This is a genomic window from Aeromonas sp. CA23 (assembly GCF_002587065.1).
Classification (GTDB): domain Bacteria; phylum Pseudomonadota; class Gammaproteobacteria; order Enterobacterales; family Aeromonadaceae; genus Aeromonas; species Aeromonas bestiarum.
Map to the genome: position 1 here is coordinate 650,325 of NZ_CP023818.1, position 18,140 is coordinate 668,464.

General features: G+C 61.8%; 15 protein-coding genes. All 15 read right to left on the minus strand.

Annotated elements, in window-relative coordinates:
* Positions 1 to 30 precede the first annotated feature (30 nt).
* The 15 genes from CK910_RS03005 to mshG all read right to left on the minus strand — a co-directional run bounded on the left by CK910_RS03005 (position 31) and on the right by mshG (position 18,092).
* A complete protein-coding gene (locus CK910_RS03005) occupies positions 31 to 3,930 on the minus strand; it encodes a YhdP family protein (RefSeq protein ID WP_098980972.1) in 3,900 nt (1,299 codons plus the stop codon).
* On the minus strand, positions 3,931 to 5,400 hold the full coding sequence (gene rng / locus CK910_RS03010; RefSeq protein ID WP_042868629.1) for a ribonuclease G: 1,470 nt from the start codon (positions 5,398 to 5,400) through the stop codon (positions 3,931 to 3,933).
* Positions 5,401 to 5,594: 194 nt separating this feature from the next.
* Positions 5,595 to 6,182 (minus strand): Maf family protein, encoded by a 588-nt coding sequence (locus tag CK910_RS03015; protein WP_042868627.1) that lies wholly within the window; start codon positions 6,180 to 6,182, stop codon positions 5,595 to 5,597.
* A gap of 51 nt (positions 6,183 to 6,233) precedes the next feature.
* Positions 6,234 to 6,719: a rod shape-determining protein MreD gene (gene mreD, locus CK910_RS03020; RefSeq protein WP_042037959.1), complete on the minus strand. Its 486-nt coding sequence runs from the start codon at positions 6,717 to 6,719 to the stop codon at positions 6,234 to 6,236.
* Positions 6,719 to 7,624 carry a rod shape-determining protein MreC gene (gene mreC / locus CK910_RS03025; RefSeq protein WP_042868624.1) on the minus strand — a complete coding sequence of 302 codons (906 nt, stop codon included), beginning with the start codon at positions 7,622 to 7,624 and terminating at the stop codon, positions 6,719 to 6,721. The genes mreD and mreC overlap by 1 nt, the downstream gene beginning before the upstream one ends.
* A 42-nt stretch (positions 7,625 to 7,666) precedes the next feature.
* The gene (locus CK910_RS03030; RefSeq protein ID WP_005308111.1) at positions 7,667 to 8,707 is read right to left on the minus strand and encodes a rod shape-determining protein; all 1,041 of its coding nucleotides are present in this window, start codon (positions 8,705 to 8,707) and stop codon (positions 7,667 to 7,669) included.
* Between the two features lie 204 nt (positions 8,708 to 8,911).
* Entirely contained in the window at positions 8,912 to 12,580 is a 3,669-nt protein-coding gene (locus CK910_RS03035) for a DUF6701 domain-containing protein (protein WP_098980973.1), read from the minus strand.
* Positions 12,577 to 13,047 carry an MSHA biogenesis protein MshP gene (locus CK910_RS03040; protein ID WP_172955220.1) on the minus strand — a complete coding sequence of 157 codons (471 nt, stop codon included), beginning with the start codon at positions 13,045 to 13,047 and terminating at the stop codon, positions 12,577 to 12,579. Before CK910_RS03040 ends, CK910_RS03035 begins: the two co-directional genes overlap by 4 nt.
* The gene (locus CK910_RS03045) at positions 13,037 to 13,852 is read right to left on the minus strand and encodes a PilW family protein (protein WP_441296860.1); all 816 of its coding nucleotides are present in this window, start codon (positions 13,850 to 13,852) and stop codon (positions 13,037 to 13,039) included. Before CK910_RS03045 ends, CK910_RS03040 begins: the two co-directional genes overlap by 11 nt.
* 11 nt (positions 13,853 to 13,863) lie before the next feature.
* The gene (locus CK910_RS03050) at positions 13,864 to 14,424 is read right to left on the minus strand and encodes a type IV pilus modification PilV family protein (RefSeq protein WP_098980975.1); all 561 of its coding nucleotides are present in this window, start codon (positions 14,422 to 14,424) and stop codon (positions 13,864 to 13,866) included.
* Positions 14,411 to 14,911: a prepilin-type N-terminal cleavage/methylation domain-containing protein gene (locus CK910_RS03055; protein WP_098980976.1), complete on the minus strand. Its 501-nt coding sequence runs from the start codon at positions 14,909 to 14,911 to the stop codon at positions 14,411 to 14,413. The genes CK910_RS03050 and CK910_RS03055 overlap by 14 nt, the downstream gene beginning before the upstream one ends.
* Before the next feature lie 66 nt (positions 14,912 to 14,977).
* A complete protein-coding gene (locus tag CK910_RS03060; RefSeq protein ID WP_098980977.1) occupies positions 14,978 to 15,409 on the minus strand; it encodes a prepilin-type N-terminal cleavage/methylation domain-containing protein in 432 nt (143 codons plus the stop codon).
* Positions 15,410 to 15,423: 14 nt separating this feature from the next.
* Complete coding sequence (locus CK910_RS03065) at positions 15,424 to 16,095, minus strand: prepilin-type N-terminal cleavage/methylation domain-containing protein (protein ID WP_098980978.1); 672 nt, start codon at positions 16,093 to 16,095, stop codon at positions 15,424 to 15,426.
* A 77-nt stretch (positions 16,096 to 16,172) separates the two neighbouring features.
* Positions 16,173 to 16,634, minus strand: a complete 462-nt coding sequence (locus CK910_RS03070; protein WP_098980979.1) for a hypothetical protein — start codon at positions 16,632 to 16,634, stop codon at positions 16,173 to 16,175.
* Positions 16,635 to 16,871: 237 nt separating this feature from the next.
* Positions 16,872 to 18,092: an MSHA fimbrial biogenesis protein MshG gene (gene mshG, locus CK910_RS03075; protein ID WP_098980980.1), complete on the minus strand. Its 1,221-nt coding sequence runs from the start codon at positions 18,090 to 18,092 to the stop codon at positions 16,872 to 16,874.
* Positions 18,093 to 18,140 lie beyond the last annotated feature (48 nt).

The window sequence follows — 18,140 nt, forward strand, 5'->3', positions numbered from 1 at the left end:
TCCTTGTGATGGCAAGACCCGCCACCAGCCTCAGCGCTGGGCGGGCCCCGCGTGTTTGGGGGTCAGCAGGAAGGGGGTCACCTCCTGCGCCGGCAGATTGGGCGCCACAGCATCGACAGCCTCCTTCTGCTGCTGGTTGAGCTTGATGCGGGCCCGATCCCGCCCCGCCTCGATCAGCTTGGGAGCATCCAGCGGACCCGAGACCCGAAAATCGATGCGGGTGACCACGTCCACCACCGGCTCCAGCAGCTTGGAGAGGGCCAGCACATAGAGGCCGGTGATCGGAGTCAGGGAGAAGGCCGCCACCACCGGCAGGGTGCCGCCCAGGTTGGGGGAGAAGCTCAGCTCGTAGTCGAGTCGCCAGCGCACCAGGTCGGCGATGCCTTCGCCGCGCAGGTTGCCCGCCGCCCCCTTCATGTAGAAGTCCTGGTTATCCACCACCCCTTGCTTGATCTTGGCGGAGGCGGACATGGATTCGAAGTAGAAGCCCTTGTCGAACACATCGCGAAAATCGAGCCGCAGCTTGCGCAGCAGGGAGTCCAGGCTGAGCAGGGAGAGCAGGCGCGCCCCCTTGTCGTTGACCTCGCGCAGCGTGCCCCCCTCCAGCTGATAGTTGGCACTGCCGGCCAGGGTCGGCACATCCAGCCGATAGGGCACATCGTTCCAGTTCAGATCCAGCGCCATCTTGCCGGGCGCATCGCCGATGGGCGAGGTATAGCCGAGCCGCTTGAGCAGCAGCTCGCTGTTGTTGCTGCTGATGCTGGCACGGGCATGGGTCTGCATGCGGCCGGGCTGGGCCAGCCAGTCCACAGTGCCGGTCAGCTGGCTGCCCGCCAGCCGCATGTCCAGCCCCTTGAGGGTCAGCTTGTTGGCGCCGGGCACCAGCTCTCCCTTCACCTCCCCCAGCGGCAGGGCGCCGAAGCGGCAATCCACGCAGCTGAAGGTGAGCCAGGGAATGGCGTCCATGATGGCCCTGTCCTGTCTGGCATCGGGCTCGGGGCTCAGATCCGAACTCTTGCCGGACCAATAGATGCGGGCAAATTTCGCGTCTATGGGCTGACGCTCGGTCACCGGCAGGCGCACCACTCCCATCACGTCCGGGCTGTCGATCATCACCTCGGTGGCCTGCTTGACCGGCCCCACGGTGAAGTGCACCGCCTTGAGGTTGGCGCTGCCGATGTCGGCGCGGGCCAGCTGGCCATCCACCCACCACTCCTGGGGCAGGAAGGCGGGGCCGACCACGGCATTGCCGCCCGCCGCCGTGCTCGCCGGCAGCCATTGCTTGAGTCGGGCCAGCCAGCCGGCCACATCCGCCTGCTGCTGGTTGATGGCCAGCAGCATGGGCTTGTCGCGCAGCACCCGGGCGCCGGGCTGACCCACGTCCACCCGCACCCGGCTGAGGTAAGGCACCCTATCGCCATAGACCAGCCGGCTCTGCATATCCACATCGGCGCCCAACACGGCGCGAATGTCGGCGCTGCCGTCGCGGCCACGGGCTGTCACCTTGAGCGGCAAGCGGCTGTTGGCGTCCTTGGCCAGCGGCGAGGGCAGATCCAGCCCCATGCCCTGCAGGTTGGAGTCCAGCGCCAGCTGGAAGCTGAACGGCTTGTCGTTGGGCAGGGTCAGCCCCAGGGTGCCGGCCCAGTTGCCGCGCCCCTTGAGGATGTCGAGCACAGGCAGATCGCGGCGCTGGCGGCTGCTGTCCCACAAGCCCTTGAACTTGAGGTCGACCTGATAGCGGTTCGGCTGCTGCCGGCCCTGATAATCCAGAGTCAGCGGCTGGTTCCACAGGCTCGCCTTGAGGTTGCTGAAACGGGTCTGCTCGTTGTCATATTCGAGCCGCCCCTGCACCTGCTCCAGCGGCAGATCCAGGCTGGCGACCCGCACCTTGTTGTTGCTGAACAGGGCGTCGCCGCTCGCCTTGACCTCGCTCTCGCCATCGAGGGGGATATCCAGCTTGACCGAGCCCTTGAGCGGGCCCCGGATCTCGATCTCCCGCAGCGCCTGACCGACAGAGTCCCCCAGCGGGGAGTCCTGCAGGTAGTCGCTGATGGCCTTGCCCTCGCCCTCGACCTTGGCATCCACATAGAGGTGGGCACCCGGGTAGAGATCCGGGATCCAGGCATGGACCGAGTCGGAGCCGGCCTTGCCGAGCCGGGTGGAGCGGCTGTTCATGTCGAGGCTGGCGTTCTGGAACAAGAGATCGATCTGCAGATCGGTGAGCGGTTGCCAACCGGGGAAGAACTGGAAGGTGGCCCGTTCCAGCGGCACCGCCACCTGGAAGATGCCCTCGCCCTTGCTGTAGGGGAAATCCTTGAACTCGCCGTACCAGAGCAGATCCGCGCCCCTGGCCTGGCCGCCCTTGATGGCACCGCTCAGGTAGTCCACCAGGCTCTTGCTCATCACCTGCAAGGGGTAGTAGCGATCCGCATTGCCCGCATTCTTGACGTCGATGCGACCGGTCAGGGCGAGGAAGGTATGTTCGTACAGATCCATTCTGAAACGGCTGGCGAGGGTCAAATCCGGGTTGTCCAGCGCCACGTCCTGACCATAGAGCACCCAGCCCCTGGGATCCTGCCACCAGTCAAGCCGCGCCGAGAAGCTGTCGATGGGAATCGGCTCCTTGAAGTGGCGCGCCGGATCCACTTTGTCCTTGTGCAGCGCCAGCCGGGCGCTGCCGCCGGTCGGAGTCAGCCAGAACTCGCCGTTGAGATCCTGCACGCCGGGCACGTCCTGCCAGGCAGTGACCTTGATGTGGGAGAGCTGGCCGCTGAGGGAGAGCCCGCGCCAGTCGGCGTCGGCCTGCAGGACAAGATCCTGCAGCTGGCCCTTGGGCTGGGTGCGCTTGAGGGTTTCGGTCAACTCTGGGTAGAGGCCGGAGACCAGCTGGCTCAGATTGGCGACCTGATCCAGATCGATGGCGGGCACATAGCCCTGAATGCGGGAGCCAACCCGCTCGAGCTGCAACCGGCTCTGCAGCCAGGGCTTGCCGTCGAGCTTGAAGGTCACGTCATGGCTGGCGAGCTGCCACTCTTCGCCATCCCGGCGCAGCTGGATCTTGCCCCCCTGCAGGCCGAGACGGTGCATGGCACCCTGTTTTTCATCCTGCCAGATCAGGTAGTTATTGCCGAATGCCAGCAGGGATTCCCCCAGCTGACCGCTGGCAAAGGTGCTCCAGAGCTGGAAATCGAGCTGGCCGGCCACCCGTGGCTCGCCGGCGTGGATCCGTGCCAGCATGGGGCTGATGTCGAGCTGGCTGGCCCCCAGATAGAGCTGCCCCTTGAGCCGATCGAGCCGCGCCTCGGGGGCATCCACATCCAGGATGAGATCTATGGTGCTCTCGCCCACCCCGTTGATGAGATAGGCCTTGCCGACCCCCTGATGGCGCTTGCCGCGGTTCTGCCAGCGCAGCTGGGCAATGTCGAGGGCCCGCACCTCCCCCAGCGCCGTGGTCAGGCTGAGGCGGGTGTCGTGAATGTCGAAGGTGGAGAGCTGGGTCAGCAGGAAGCGCAGCAATGCCTGCTGCTGATCGCGGCCGTCACTGGGCTCGGGGTCGGCCGGCTGGGCCAGATCCAGCGCTATGTCGCCATCGCTCAAGATGAGCTGGCCGAACACAGGCTTGAGTTCGTTGAGGGAGCGCCAGAAGTCGAGGTGCGCCCACACCTTGCCAAGACGCAGGGCGAAACGGCCGGAATCCGGCGCTATCACCAGCTGTTGCAGTTCGAGAGCAGGGCCGCGCCGGGTCCAGTCCAGACCGATGCGATCGACGCTGGCTTCCAGCTTGCTGTCGGCCAGCAGGGTGTCGAGCAGTGCCTGCCTGTGCTGATTGAGCAAGGGGCCGCCAAAGCGCACCAGACTGACCAGGATGGCCAGCAGCACGAAGAAGACCCCGAGGGCTAACCAGCCCCGACTCAGCCAGCGATAGACCAATTACATCATCACCACATCGAATTGTTCCTGGCCGCAGAGTGGTTCACTCACCACCCGGACCTGCTTGCCGATGAACACCTCCAGCTCGGCGAGGCTGTGGGACTCTTCGCCCCGCAGGTAGTCGGCCACGGCCGGCGCGGCGTAGACGGTGAACTGATCCGCATCGTAGGCGCGATTGACCCGGATGATCTCCCGCAGGATCTCGAAGCAGACCGACTCCACCGTCTTGACCCGGCCGCGCCCCTTGCACTCGGGGCACTCGGAGCAGAGCACGTGCTCCAGGCTCTCGCGGGTACGCTTGCGGGTCATCTCCACCAGACCGAGCTGGGAGAAGCCGTTGACGTTGGTCTTGGCCCTGTCCTTGGAGAGCGCCTGCTCCAGGCTGTGCAGCACCCGCCGGCGATGATCCTCGGACTGCATATCGATGAAATCGATGATGATGATGCCGCCGAGGTTGCGCAGGCGCAGGTGGCGGGCGATGGCCGCCGTCGCCTCGACGTTGGTATTGAAGATGGTCTCTTCCAGATTGCGATGGCCGACGAAGGCACCCGTGTTGATGTCCACCGTGGTCATGGCTTCGGTCTGGTCGATGATGAGGTAACCGCCGGATTTCAGCTCTACCTTGCGATCCAGCGCGCGCTGGATCTCGTTCTCCACGTCGTAGAGATCGAAGATGGGTGACTCGCCGGAGTAGTATTCCAGCTTGCCGGCCAGTTCGGGCACGTACTCCTCGGTGAAGCGCTTGAGCTGATCGAAGCTCTGGCGCGAGTCGACCCGGATCTTGTCGAGCTCGGCGCCGACGAAGTCGCGCACCACCCGGAAGGCCAGGCTGGGATCTTCGTAGAGGATCTTGCAGGGCGGGTACTTCTGCTTGCGCTCCAGGATCTTGCGCCACAGCCGCTTGAGGAAGGCGGCGTCCTGCTCCAGCTCCTGCTCCCCCACCCCTTCGGCGGCGGTGCGAATGATGTAGCCACCGAGATCATCCACATAGCTGGCCACGGTGCGCTTGAGGCGCTCGCGCTCAGCTTCGGACTCGATGCGCTGGGAAACCCCCACATGGGCACTGCCCGGCATGAACACCAGATAGCGGGACGGCAGCGTGATGTCGGTGGTGAGACGGGCGCCCTTGGTGCCCAGCGGATCTTTCACCACCTGCACCATGATGTCCTGCCCCTGGCGCACCAGCTCGGCTATGTTGCCGGCCTGGAACTGCTCCTTCTCCTTCACCGCCACGCACTCGGTGTGCGGCACTATGTCGGAAGCGTGCAGGAAGGCCGCCTTGTCCATGCCGATATCGACGAAAGCCGCCTGCATGCCGGGCAGCACCCGACTGATCTTGCCTTTGTAGATGTTGCCCACTATGCCGCGCTTGGCCTGACGCTCCACGTGCACTTCCTGCAGCAGACCGTTTTCGACCAGGGCAACCCGGGTTTCGGAGGGGGTGACGTTCACCAGCAGTTCTACCGACATAAGTTACCTTGCCTTTCTAGTTTTAAATTCTGGCAGCCAAACCGGCGCGTGCCCGGTGAGTAACGCAGTAAGAAACAGCCGGCGGGTTTCACCGACCCATACCTTGCCTGTGATGGCTTCAAATTCTGACCGCCATGTTCCGACCCTGTGCCTACCCGCTGAACGGGCTTCGCAGAACACGGCTGGCGGATAGATTACCGAGACTGTTCCAGATGATGCTTGATCAGCAGATCCGTTTCCAGCAGGGGCAGGCCGACCACGGCGCTGTAGCTCCCCTCGATGCGGCTGACAAACTTGCCGGCAATCCCTTGAATCGCATAGGCACCCGCCTTGTCGCAGGGCTCACCCGTGCGCCAGTAGGCTTCGATCTCGGCCTCGTCCAGCTTGCGAAACGCCACGTTGGTGGTGACCAGGCGCACATCGCAGCGCTCCGGGGTCGCCAGCGCCACCGCCGTCATCACCTGATGCACCTTGCCGGAGAGCGCCTCCAGCATGTCTTTGGCATCGAGCAGGTCGGACGGCTTCTCCAGCACCCGATCCCCCAGCACCACTATGGTGTCGGCGCCCAGCACCGGCAGTGCCGTCGGGGCGGCTGCCACGCCGGCCATCGCCTTGTCGCGGGCGAGGCGGCAGACGTAATCCTGCGCCTTTTCACCCTCTTCCCGCCGTTCCGGCACATCCAGTCTGAGCACCTCGAAGCGGTACCCCAGCTGGGCAAGCAGTTCATGACGGCGGGGCGAGCCCGAGGCGAGATACAGTTGCAGTTCGTTGTGCTTGTTCATATTCACTTAATGAGATGAGGTAAAGTTACAATGCATTGTTTTTGCTCATATTCACTTGATATTGAAGCGGCGACGCACCTTGCGCAAGACCAGAAACACCCAGGGCCATATTAGCATCGTGCTCAGGGTCGACCAAAAGTAGGCAAGATTGAGGCTGGCACGGCTGAACAGGTGTTCGGCCCAGAAGATGGTCACCTTGCCCACCAGCGAGAGACAGCCGATGATCAGCGCCTGTTGCCAGAGGGAGAAGTTGCGGATCTTCTGGAACTGGAAGGCCGCCAGATAGGTGGTGATGGCCATGGCCATGGCCCGCACGCCGAGGGTGCTGCCCAGCAGCACGTCCAGCAGCAGGCCTGCCACCCAGGCGGAACCGACGTTGGTCCTGTGCGGCAACGCCAGCGCCCAGTAGATGAGCACCATGGCGAGCCAGTCCGGACGGAAAGGTTCAAATTGAAAGGGAAGCGGCAGGATCGACAGGCACAGAGCCAACAGGATCGAGATCCAGATCCAGATCCTGCCGCTGGCGGGTTGCAACATCAGCGCGTCGCTCCCGCAGCCGAGGCTGCCGCTACCGGCGCAGCCGCCGGGGTCGGCGCCTCTTCATCATCGTGCACGTCCGGCTTCTTGTCGGTCCACAACAGCAGCAGATAGCGCAATCTGTCCAGTGCCACCAGCGGCTTGGCCTCGACCTGGGCGAAGGGCTTGCCCTCCACATAGTCGGAGCGGGTCACGGTCGCCACCGGATACCCTTCCGGGAAGCGGCCGCCAAGGCCGGAGGTGACCAGCAGGTCGCCCACTTGCACATCGGTGTTGCGCGGCAGGTTGCGCAGCTCCAGCTTGTCCAGCTCGCCGCTGCCGGAGGCAATGGCGCGCAGGTCGTTGCGCAGCACCCGCACCGGGATGCCGTGGCTGGAGTCGGTGATCAGCAGGACCCGGCTGGTGGTGGAACCCACGTGCAGCACCTGACCTATCACCCCCTGATCGTTGATCACCGGCTGGCCGTTGTAGACACCGTCCAGCGCCCCCTTGTTGATCAGCACCTGATGGCTGAAGGGGTCTGAATCCACCGACAGCAGCTCGGCCACCATCTTGCGGGACTCCTTGTGCACCGGAGAACCCAGCAGCTCACGCAGGCGCTGGTTCTCGTGCTCCAGATGATCCATCTTGAGCAGACGCGAACGCAGGGTGAACAGCTGTTGTTCCTGCTGCTTGGTCTGCTCGATCAGGCCGGCCCGGGTCTGCACCTGGGTCGACATGGTATCGAGCATGATACCTGGCGCATTGGCCATGTATTGCAGCGGGCTGACGAGCGAACTGAGGTAGACACGGACATGGGTAAACACACCGAAGCGAGAGTCCGCTACGATGGCAGCAATGGAGATGATGACGGCGAGAAACAACCGTAACTGAAGCGAAGGGCCTCTACCAAAAATGGGTTTCATGAGTCGTCAAAAAAGAGCCGGCGCGCTGGCCGGCTTTGGGTCTTATTCGTAGTGGAACAGGTCGCCACCGTGCATGTCGATCAGCTCCAGCGCCTTGCCGCCGCCACGGGCCACACAGGTGAGGGGATCTTCGGCAACCACTACCGGTATGCCGGTCTCTTCCATCAGCAGACGGTCGATATCCTTCAGCAGTGCGCCACCACCGGTCAGCACCATGCCGCGCTCGGAGATGTCGGACGCCAGTTCCGGCGGAGACTGCTCCAGCGCCACCATCACGGCGGAGACGATACCGGACAGCGGCTCTTGCAGCGCTTCCAGGATCTCGTTGGAGTTGAGGGTGAAGCTGCGCGGCACACCTTCGGCCAGGTTGCGACCACGAACTTCGATCTCGCGCACCTCTTCGCCCGGATAGGCGGAGCCGATTTCGTGCTTGATGCGCTCGGCGGTGGCTTCCCCGATCAGGCTGCCATAGTTGCGACGCACGTAGCTGATGATGGCTTCGTCAAACTTGTCGCCACCGATCCGCACGGACTGGGAGTAAACCACGCCGTTCAGGGAGATGATGGCCACTTCGGTGGTACCACCACCGATGTCGACTACCATGGAACCGGTCGCTTCGGAGACCGGCAAGCCGGCACCGATGGCGGCAGCCATGGGTTCGTCGATCAGGTAAACCTCACGGGCGCCGGCGCCCAGTGCGGATTCCTTGATGGCACGGCGTTCTACCTGGGTAGAGCCACACGGCACACACACCAGCACACGGGGGCTGGGGCGGAAATAGTTGTTGTCGTGAACCTGCTTGATGAAGTGCTGCAGCATCTTCTCGGTCACGTAGAAGTCGGCAATGACGCCGTCTTTCATCGGACGGATGGCGGAGATGTTGCCTGGGGTACGACCCAGCATCTGCTTGGCGGCATGACCGACGGCAGCGACCGATTTGGCGTTCCCGCGCTCTTGGCGAATGGCGACAACTGAGGGTTCGTTAAGGACGATCCCTTGATCTTTTACGTAGATCAGGGTGTTGGCAGTTCCCAAGTCGATCGACAGATCGTTGGAAAAGACGCCTCTGAGCTTTTTGAACATGGCTACGGGAAATCCTAAGAATTTGGAGGTGCAGAAAACCGGCTAACTTTACCAATGCCCACCCCAATGGGCAAGCGCTCAAACTGTCGCCAACCCATCAGGCGCGACAAAAATGCGAGTCATCACTCACCCGCACAGGCTGACAAACGCTAATAAACAAGAAGATAGGGGGGAAGATCGCGAAGATCCGCCGCCCCGCCTCCATTACGGCATCACTTCGCGCCGATAAATAATTCTGTCATTGCCCCGGCTGGAGCCAAAAATGGCCTCGCCTTTCAGGTGACTGTCGTTGGAACTCGCCGGATCGGACAACCAGAGCGGCCGTGATGGCTGTTTTGCCAAATCGACCTTGTAGGGAATGCGTACCGAGATATCCGGCTTGGCAAAGTGAAACAGGATCTCGCCATCCATGGCCACCGCCGACATGCCGCCCGGCAGCGAGCTGCCCAGCCCCAGCTTTATCTTGTGGTTCCCCCCCAGGTTAAGCTCGCTGCTGGTCGCATCAAAGGTCTGGCCCGGATTGAGGAAACTGAACCCCTGATTGGCCAGAGAGAGCTGGGTACATTGGTCCAGCTTGTTCAACTGCCAGTTGCCCGCCTCGTAATACTGCATCTGCAAGGGAACGGCCAGCGGCGCAGAAGCAAGACCAGCCCCCGTGCCCGCCAGCAATCGACCGAAATAGACCTGCATGGCCACACTGTCGATCAGCCGGGCATTGCAACCAGCGCCGCTGCAATTGCCGGCCACGGCATCGTTGAAGTCGGGGCTGGCAATCAGGGTACGTTCACCATCGTTGTCTTTCATATAGAGACCAAACAGCAAAGACTGGTAAGGGCCATCCTGTTGAGTGTCTGAGAGGCGAACAAACTCGCTATTACCGGTAAACGCCGACCGCCCATTCACCCAGGGTAGCGCAGACAGGCTGCGCAACCGGGCCGACAGGGATTTCCCATCCTTGTTGTTGGCAACGGAGAGATAGGCGTCCCCCTTGGCAAACAGCCCCGTATAGTTCTGGGTCTGGCCACCCGACAGGTTGCGGGCCAGCACATCCAGCGCAACCCCGAAGGGCTGGCCCATATAGGAAAAGACATTGCAGGCCGGCACTATGTCGCCGCTCACCAGATTGAAGTCGGCCGGGATAAAGCGGCCCACTGGCTGGCTCTGGCTCGGCGGGACTGTGGTATTAAAATAGCCATTGGTCGGCGGGGTCGCCGTCAGCCTGAACACCCCCACCTCGCTGACGCTCTGCTCTATGCTGGTTGTCCCGTTGGCCGCGGCGCCATGGTCATAGCTGGTTTTACCCAGGCTGGCGGTACTGCCCGGCATCGGCGCCACCAGGGTATTGCTCAGGGCGATGCCGTTGAGCGAGAAATTGGGAGTCGCGAGATTGCCGGTGCAGATGTCCCCGTCGTTGGCTGACTCCCAGGCCACCGCCTTGATGTCGACCTGAAATGATTCCCCCGCCTTCTTGAAGATCGGGCAGCTGGCATAGTTGCCCGAACATGCTGCCGCAGCGGTCGTGATACAGAGCCCCACCGGCCGTGCCACAAACTGGTCGGCGCCGAGCATCACCAGACCGGCTTCACTGCCGGTGCCATCATAACTGGCATCCAGTTGCACCTTGCCCGCATCCGGATAATTAACCGTGATGGTCGACTGGCCCTGGGCATCAAACATGAGGGATACAGGCGTCGCAGTGCCCAGACTGGTACCGATCACACTGCTGTTGACACTCATCTTGCTGTTGTAGTTATTGCTATTCGGCAAGAGATAGCTGCTCCAGAACTTGATGCTCTTGCTCTGGCTGGCGAAACCCGGCACGCACTGCTGGGTCAGGTCGCTCTTCTTGACCGCCTTGATGGTCACCGTCTGCGGCTGGTTGGAATAGGTATCCGGCACATCGAAGAAAAAGCCACTATCGGCAAAATTCAGGGTACAGGCTGCCGCACTGGGCGTCCCTGCGCCAGCCTTGCACAGGGTGGTACTGAATGGCTTGGTGGCCGGGGTCGAGCCGGACACCCCTATGGTAACCGCAGTGGCGGTATTGTTGCGCAACTGAACGGTCGTGGAGCCGCCACTGAAGGTCACCGTATTGCCGCCAATCCAACCATTGCTGGCAGAAATAGGGGTAAGACTCAGGGTCGCGGTCACCGGATCTTTGATAAGTGTGGTACAAGCGGCATCGGCACAGGCATTGACCGTCACCGTCTCCGGATTGCATGTCAGCGCCTGACCCGAGTGATCGAGCTGGAAGTGATCGATCTGCACCCCGACCGGGTTGGAGCGCAGGGCACAGATCCGCACGTTGTCGATCTCGTGGTAGTTGGTTACCGAACCGGTGGAGCCGGTCAGGGAGAGCAGGAAATTGGCCGGCACTGCCGCCTGGCCGGCCTGACTCGCCATGTTGATGGGACCAACCAGGGTGCCATAACCCGAGCCGGTATCCCGCTCGACTTTCGCCAGCGAGCTGCCTGCCGTCCGGGAGTCGACGGTAATACGATAGCGGTGGGGGCGATTGCCGTTGGTGCCGCTGTCAACGGGGGGGCTCAGGTTGCTGCCAGTACCGGCGAGATAGTTGTAGCCAGAGGTGCCAGAACCCGAACCACGGATGGAAACTGCCTGCGGGCGTGATCCAAGGTTGTAGTTGCCCCCTTCATTGGCATAGTTGCCGTACTCGTCGAGCCCCACCCCGAGCCAGCCGCCCGCAAAGCCGCTAAATCCACTGAATCCGGTCTTGAAGCCGTAGCCCAGCGGACCGCCAAAGGCCCCCGGCTGCGGCGTCTGGGTCGCATCCGAGAGCACCACCGCCATCCCGTCCGCTCCGCTCGTGCCAGAGGTTTTGTAGGCGAACTGATCGAACTCGATCGTCACCAGGTTGCTGGCTCCCGGGAAGAGGCGCTGGAAGGTGGCCGAGGTGGCCTGATTGGTCACGTTCTGGGTGAGGCGCAGGCGGCCGTTCTGCACCGATGGCAGGGTGCTGTTGTTGCGCTGGGCCACCACCCAGTTGTCCGGGTTGATCTGGGCGCTGTCAAAACCGTCGTCAAAACAGGTCAACGGAGGAGGCACAGCATAGTCGTTGATGCTGGACTGGGTATCCATGCTCAGATAGCGGGCCGTCACCCGTCCATAGACGGTGGCATTGTTGTTCATGGTCAAACGACCATCGGTGTAGAGGTAACCATAAAACTTGGAGTTGTTGTCGATGGTCATGTCGCCATAGTTGACCCAGACCAGGCTGCCCTGATTGATCGCATTGATGTTGACCGTGTTGAGCAGCTTCACGTCCTGATTGACAAAAATGCGCGTCGTGCCGTTGCCGGACAGGCGGATGGTGGCGTTGTCGAGGATCAGCGAGTCGATAAAGTAATCCCCGTCCCCCAATACCAGCACACCGTTGTTGCGCACGCTAAGCGACTTGATCTGGTAGGTACTGCGGCTGGGAAAAGTCACGGTGCAATTCTCGACCGAGGCGGACCCATAGTCCGAGAAGAGGGCGGTTTGCTGGCCCTGCAGACAAAGAAGCGGCACCACAGAGGTGATGGTCGGAAACTTGTTGTTCCCTGTCAGAGTGAGGCCGCGAATATCGCTGCCGGTGATGGAGCAGACCTTGTAGCCGCCAGCCCCGTTATCGCAACGAGGGGTGTTGTTCTGATCCGGCAGGATGGAGCAGAAGTTGAGCGGCAATCCGCCGGTACCATTGATCTTGGGATTGTTGAGCTGGCTCAGCTGATAACCGCTGATCTGGTGGCAGGTATTGTTGTTGTTGCCATGGTGGCCCTGCACCACGGCAGGGAAGAAGGTGCTGGTGTCGATGGGGTCAAATGCCCAGACCGGGCCAGTGAAGAGGGCCAGCGCCCATAGCCATTTCATCATGAACCTCCATCATAGGCTTCAACGGCCAGGGTGCGGCTGACGGCAAAATCCGGGTTGGCGCTATCGATATCCCCGACTCCACAGGCCGCCGTGCTGACCAGGCGGTAACCGTTCGTGACGTTGCCATTGTAGGTAACGGGCACCCTGGCGCAGCTCACCTCGGCCCTGCAGCCGGCAAGGCCCGCATTGCCGGGGAAAGAGGTCACAAAGCTGGCGTCACAGAGCGCCGGCGGCAGAGGTTGCGCCAGGGTGCGATTCGGGAACAGCCGATAAAGAATGACCTCAAGCCCGCTCTGGGCTGCCAGCAGGGCACGCACACTGCGCACCTCCACCGTGTTTTTCTCGCTGCTGTCGGTCAGAAAGCGGCCCATGGCGGCCGCCAGCAGCGCCATCACCACTATGACAAACAGGGCTATCATCAGGGCGCTGCCCCCCGCCCGTCTCGGTTGTCTGGCATCAGGGCACATTGAGCACCCCTATCTTGTGGTTGAAAGCGACGGATTCACCTTTGCGCTCAAACACCAGCCGCATGCCAAACTCCCCTTCGGCGTTGAAGGCCGAGGTTTCCCGATAGAAAGCGCCAGTACGAAGGGACTCCGCCATCAGCACTCCCGTGGCAGGTAACGCGGCAGCGATGGCCGCACTGGCGCGGGTGAGCCTGTTCCCTGCCACGCAGTAACGTACCTGCTGGCTGGCAAAGTAGACCCGGCTGCCCGGCGAGAGGCCTGCCAGGGTCTCGCTACTGCTGTAGCGAATGGTCTGGGCCCCGGATACCGGAGCCAGCACCTCGGTCACTCGGGCGACACAACGGCCATAGTCGCAACCAGCGGTCAGTGAATCCACGTCTGAATTCGGCACCGGGAAGACGGCCATCAGATCCCCTGCCTTGACGGCATTGGCATCCTGACTCAGTGGATTGGCCGCAGAGGCGGGAGTGGCCATCACCAGCTCCAGGGTGGATGTGCTACCAGACTGGGCACGGTTGAGGGCAAGATAGCGGCTGGAGGCGCTGATGGGCCAGAAACGCAGGCAGGCCCCCTCGTCAAGCCAGTTGCCATTCTGGTCTTCAATCCGCTCAGAGCCCGGCACAGCATCACGCAGCTCGCGATTGAGCCGCTCCATGGCGAAACGGGCATCACTCATCAACTGCTCGCGGCTGCTGGCATCCCCATAGATCTGGGTGCCGATGCCGATAAACTGGCTGGTAAAGGTCGCCATGATGCCGAGCAGCAGGATCACCATCACCAGTTCGATCAGGGTAAAACCGCGCATTGCCCCTCTCATCAGTAGTTCCCCCGGTAGAAGGAGAAGTCGAGCAGGCTCTGATCCGGCAGGCGCACCTGCAGATCGATGCGTTTGCCCACAGAGCAGGGGGCGGCGCAGCTTTTGAAAGTACCATCGCTGAAATCGACCGCATTTACCGCGATTTTGACCCGATAGTTGCGATACTCCTCGCTGCTGATCCCCGCTGCCGTCTGAGTAAACAGATTGGCATCCACCCAGTTACCCGAGGTATCGAAGTCATCCACATCGTTGAAAGCATAAGGGGCTGGCTCGCCATCCAGGCCATAGCGGGTCGAACAGGCAGGAATGGTGACGCCGACGACCGTCTCGCCGCAGCGGTAACGGCCGCCGTTGTGATCCGAGTTTTCATCAAACGACTTTTGCAGTATCTCCCCGGCCAGGCGCTGGGCCAGCTGGGCGGCGCGTACCTGCTGCACCGGGTCCACCGCCTGGGGCGCCTGATTGATCAAGAGACCGAGAATGCCGGTCAGCGCCACCGCCAGCAGCACTATGCCGACGATCAGCTCTATCAGGGTAAAGCCGCGCTCAGGGGCTCTCATGGATATACCCCTCGGATTCGATCTTGATGCGACTCGTCTCGCCCCCATCACTCACCTGCAGAGTGCAGCCCCCCGCGCAGGCGCCAAGCGGCCGTCCCATCGGATCAAAGCGGAGCACAAAACGGCCATTACCGGTACCGACCTGAGAGATCTGCAGGCCGGATGAGGCGCTCACCACCCGGCCACGGGTCAGTTGGTTGTCAGTCCAGCCAGTCAAGGGATCGCTGCCCGGGCAAGCCGTCTGGGCCGTGACGCCATAGGTGCGATGGGCAAAACGGGGGGAGGCAACGATCAACTGGGTACAGCGGCTGGCAGGTTCGTGCATATTGACGGTCTGCACCAGCCGCAGCCGGGTCAGCAGCTCATCGCGGACGGTTTGAGTTTCAAAGCCGCCTTTGCCCAGCAACTTGGGCACGGCAAAGGCGGCCAGAATCCCGAGCAACAGGATCACAATCACCAGTTCAATCAGGGTAAAGCCTCGTTGCATTCTTGCTCCCTGTTTATAAACAATGAGGCGAGGCATAAGCCTCGCCTCCTTGAAACTAACTTTGAATCAGCATCCACCCAGAGTGGTAGTAGCTCCGGCAGTGCTGGTAGCAGGGGCATAGGTCACGGTGCATTTGGAACCGCTGGTGGCAAATACGAAAGTACCGCCAGATACAGCACCAGCCCAAGAGCCATCGATGGTGACAGCACGCGGGATACCAGTGTTGGTCGCAGCCGGATAACCATAAACAACGCTAATGCTGGTACCATCGCTGCTGCTCACAGCACCGCTCGCATCACGTTCAACACCAACCAGTGCTGCTTTGCTGTAAACCAGCTGAGCTGAGCTGCTGACTGCGGCTTGCACGCCCTGAGCGGCAGACTTCTTGGCATCATCCTGCAGATTCAGGAACTTGGGCGCAGCTGTCACTGCCAGAATGCCCAGAATGATGATCACTATGACCAGCTCGATCAGGGTAAAACCCGCCTGTTTTTTCATTTTACTTTCCTCTGTCAATTGATATTGGTGGTCACCTGACCGGAAGCCGGACGGTAACTGAAACTCATGAATGCATCAGTACTGCCTTGCGGATCCTGATACTTGCCATCACTACCCTTACTCAAACTATTGACCAGATAGTAGCGGCAGACCGAGTCCAGGCCGTTATTGGTCACACTGACATAGTATTTCAGGTCATTGCCGCTACCGCGCACCTCGTTAAAGCTGGCAGTAGCCTTGGGCGGGTTCTGCAACAGACCCTCCCAAATCTTGAGACAGCGCGGGGCCGTCAGGTTGGCCGGATCCACATCGATGCCGCCACCCGCCGAGGTATCCATGGGATAACCGGGAGAAAGCTCGCCATTGCTGACCTGGGTCTCGGTCGGCGTGGTCAGATAGAAGCGGGAACCGTCATACAGCACGGTATTGAGGCTGTCCTGCTTGGCGCGCCCTTCGGCCTCCCACTGGGCACGCACCAGCGAAACGCCGGTGGCAAAGCCGCCGGAGACCCCTTCCACGCTGGCCTTCTTGGCCTCGTCGGTCACATCGAGGAAGCGAGGCAAGGCGGTCACCGCCAGGATCCCCAGAATAACGATGACGATCACCAGTTCGATCAACGAGAAACCCGCCGCCCGAGGTGTCATCACCAACCTGGGATGTGTTGGTGCCATTCGATTTGTTGCCATGGTCCCTCCGTAATAACCCGCATTATTTCATGCAGATATAAAAAAATCATTTAACTGAGCCACACAATCGGCCTCATTCAAGGCTTTTGCAGCACTCTGCCATCAGAAAATTGATAAATCAGCCAATTATCTTCCCAACCGAACTCGCATCCCCCGCCATCGCGGCTCGCCAGCGCTTGCAGCGGCGGCAGATCCTGGCTCTGTGCACCTATGATCGACAACCAGAGCTGGCGGCAATTTTCCGAGGGCGCCAGCAGGGATCCGGCCCCGATCGGCCAACCCCTGTCATCGAACTGCCAGGCCAGACCATCGGCGAACAGACTCGTGGGACGGCGCTGATCCAGCCAGAGCCCGTGCAACCTTTGTGCCCGCTCGGCAAACTGTTCCCCCAGCAGGGCCAGGCTGAGGGCCAGCGCCTCCGCTCTGTGGGTGCGATAGCTCTGGGCCAGGGTCGCCACTATGATCAGCAGCAAGATCAGCACGGCCATCCGTCTATATCCCCCCAGCCAGCGATCATCCTGTTGTGACTGTCTGCTCACCCGTTTCGCTCCACATCTTGCCGCTTATCCACTCCCCGCATCACTGACGGTAAAGCTGCCTGTTTACTTGCCACGCACGGCTCGCATCATGTGCCACCTCGTTGATGGCAAAGATACCGGTTTACTTGCCGCGCACGGCCCGCATCATGTCCCGCCTCGTTGACGGCAAAGATACCGGTTTACTTGCCACGCACGGCCCGCATTATCTCCCGCCTCGTTGACGGCAAAAATACCGGTTTACTTGCCGCGCACGGCACGCATCATGTCCCACATGGGCGTGAAGATACCGAGCGCCAGCACCAGCACCATGACGGCGACTATGCCGATCAGGATGGGCTCGATACGGGCGGTCAGGCTCTTGAGGTCATAATCCACCTCCCGCTCGTAATACTCGGCGGCCTCGTGCAGCAGATCGTCGACCTGCCCCGTCTCTTCTCCCACCGCGATCATCTGCATCACCAGGGGAGTAAACAGGCCGCTGCTGCCGGCGGTGCGCAGCAGGCTCTCACCCCGTTCGATACCGGCCCGCATGTCGCGGATCTGGCCCGCCATCCAGGCGTTGTCCACCGCATCGGCGACCAGAGTCAGCGCCGTATTCAGCGGCACCCCGGCCTTGAGCATCATGGAGAAGCTGCGGGCGAAGCGGGCCAGCAGGGAGCGCTCTATGATGGTGCCGACGATGGGCAGCCTGAGTTGCCATCTGTGCCAGATCAGCTTGCCCTTGACCGTGCTCACCCAGCGGCGCCAGCCAAACACCATGGCCAGCAGTATGCCGAGCAGCAGCCACCAGTAGTGGACGAAGAAGTGGGAGGTGGCGAGCAGGATCCGGGTCGCCAGCGGCAACTCGACGCCGAACTTGGCAAACATGCCGGCGAAGACAGGGATCACCATGATATTGAGGATCACCATGGCGATGCCGATGGCCGCCAGCACGAAGCTGGGGTAGCGCATGGCGGTTTTGATCCGCTTGCGGGTTTCCAGCTCCAGATCGAAATAGTTGGCGAGCTGCAGGAAGGCCTCTTCCAGCTGACCCGTGTTCTCGCCCACGTGAATGATGGCGACGAACAGGCTGCCGAATACCTTGGGGTGGGCCTGCATCGAGCTGGACAGCGGCCGGCCGTTGCCAAGATCCTCCCCCAGCGCGTGCAGCGCTCGCTTGAGTGGCTTGCTGTGGGCGCTCTCCTCCAGCCCGGCGATGGCGCGCAGGATCGGGATCCCCGCCCGGGTCAGGGCATACATCTGGCGGCTGAACACCACCAGCTCGTCCAGCTTGACGCCCCCTTCCAGCAGCAGCGACCAGTCGATGGCGGCGGATTTCGCCTTGCCCGGCTTGAGTTCGGTCGGCATCACGCCGCGGCGCATCAGCTGCTCGGCCGCCGCCATCTCGTTGGCGGCGTCCACCACGCCGCTGACGGCATTGCCCTGGCTGTCGCGCCCCTTGTAGGCAAAGGTACTCATGAGGAGTGCCCCTGACCGACAGCGTCATGGCAACCAGCACGGGGGTTG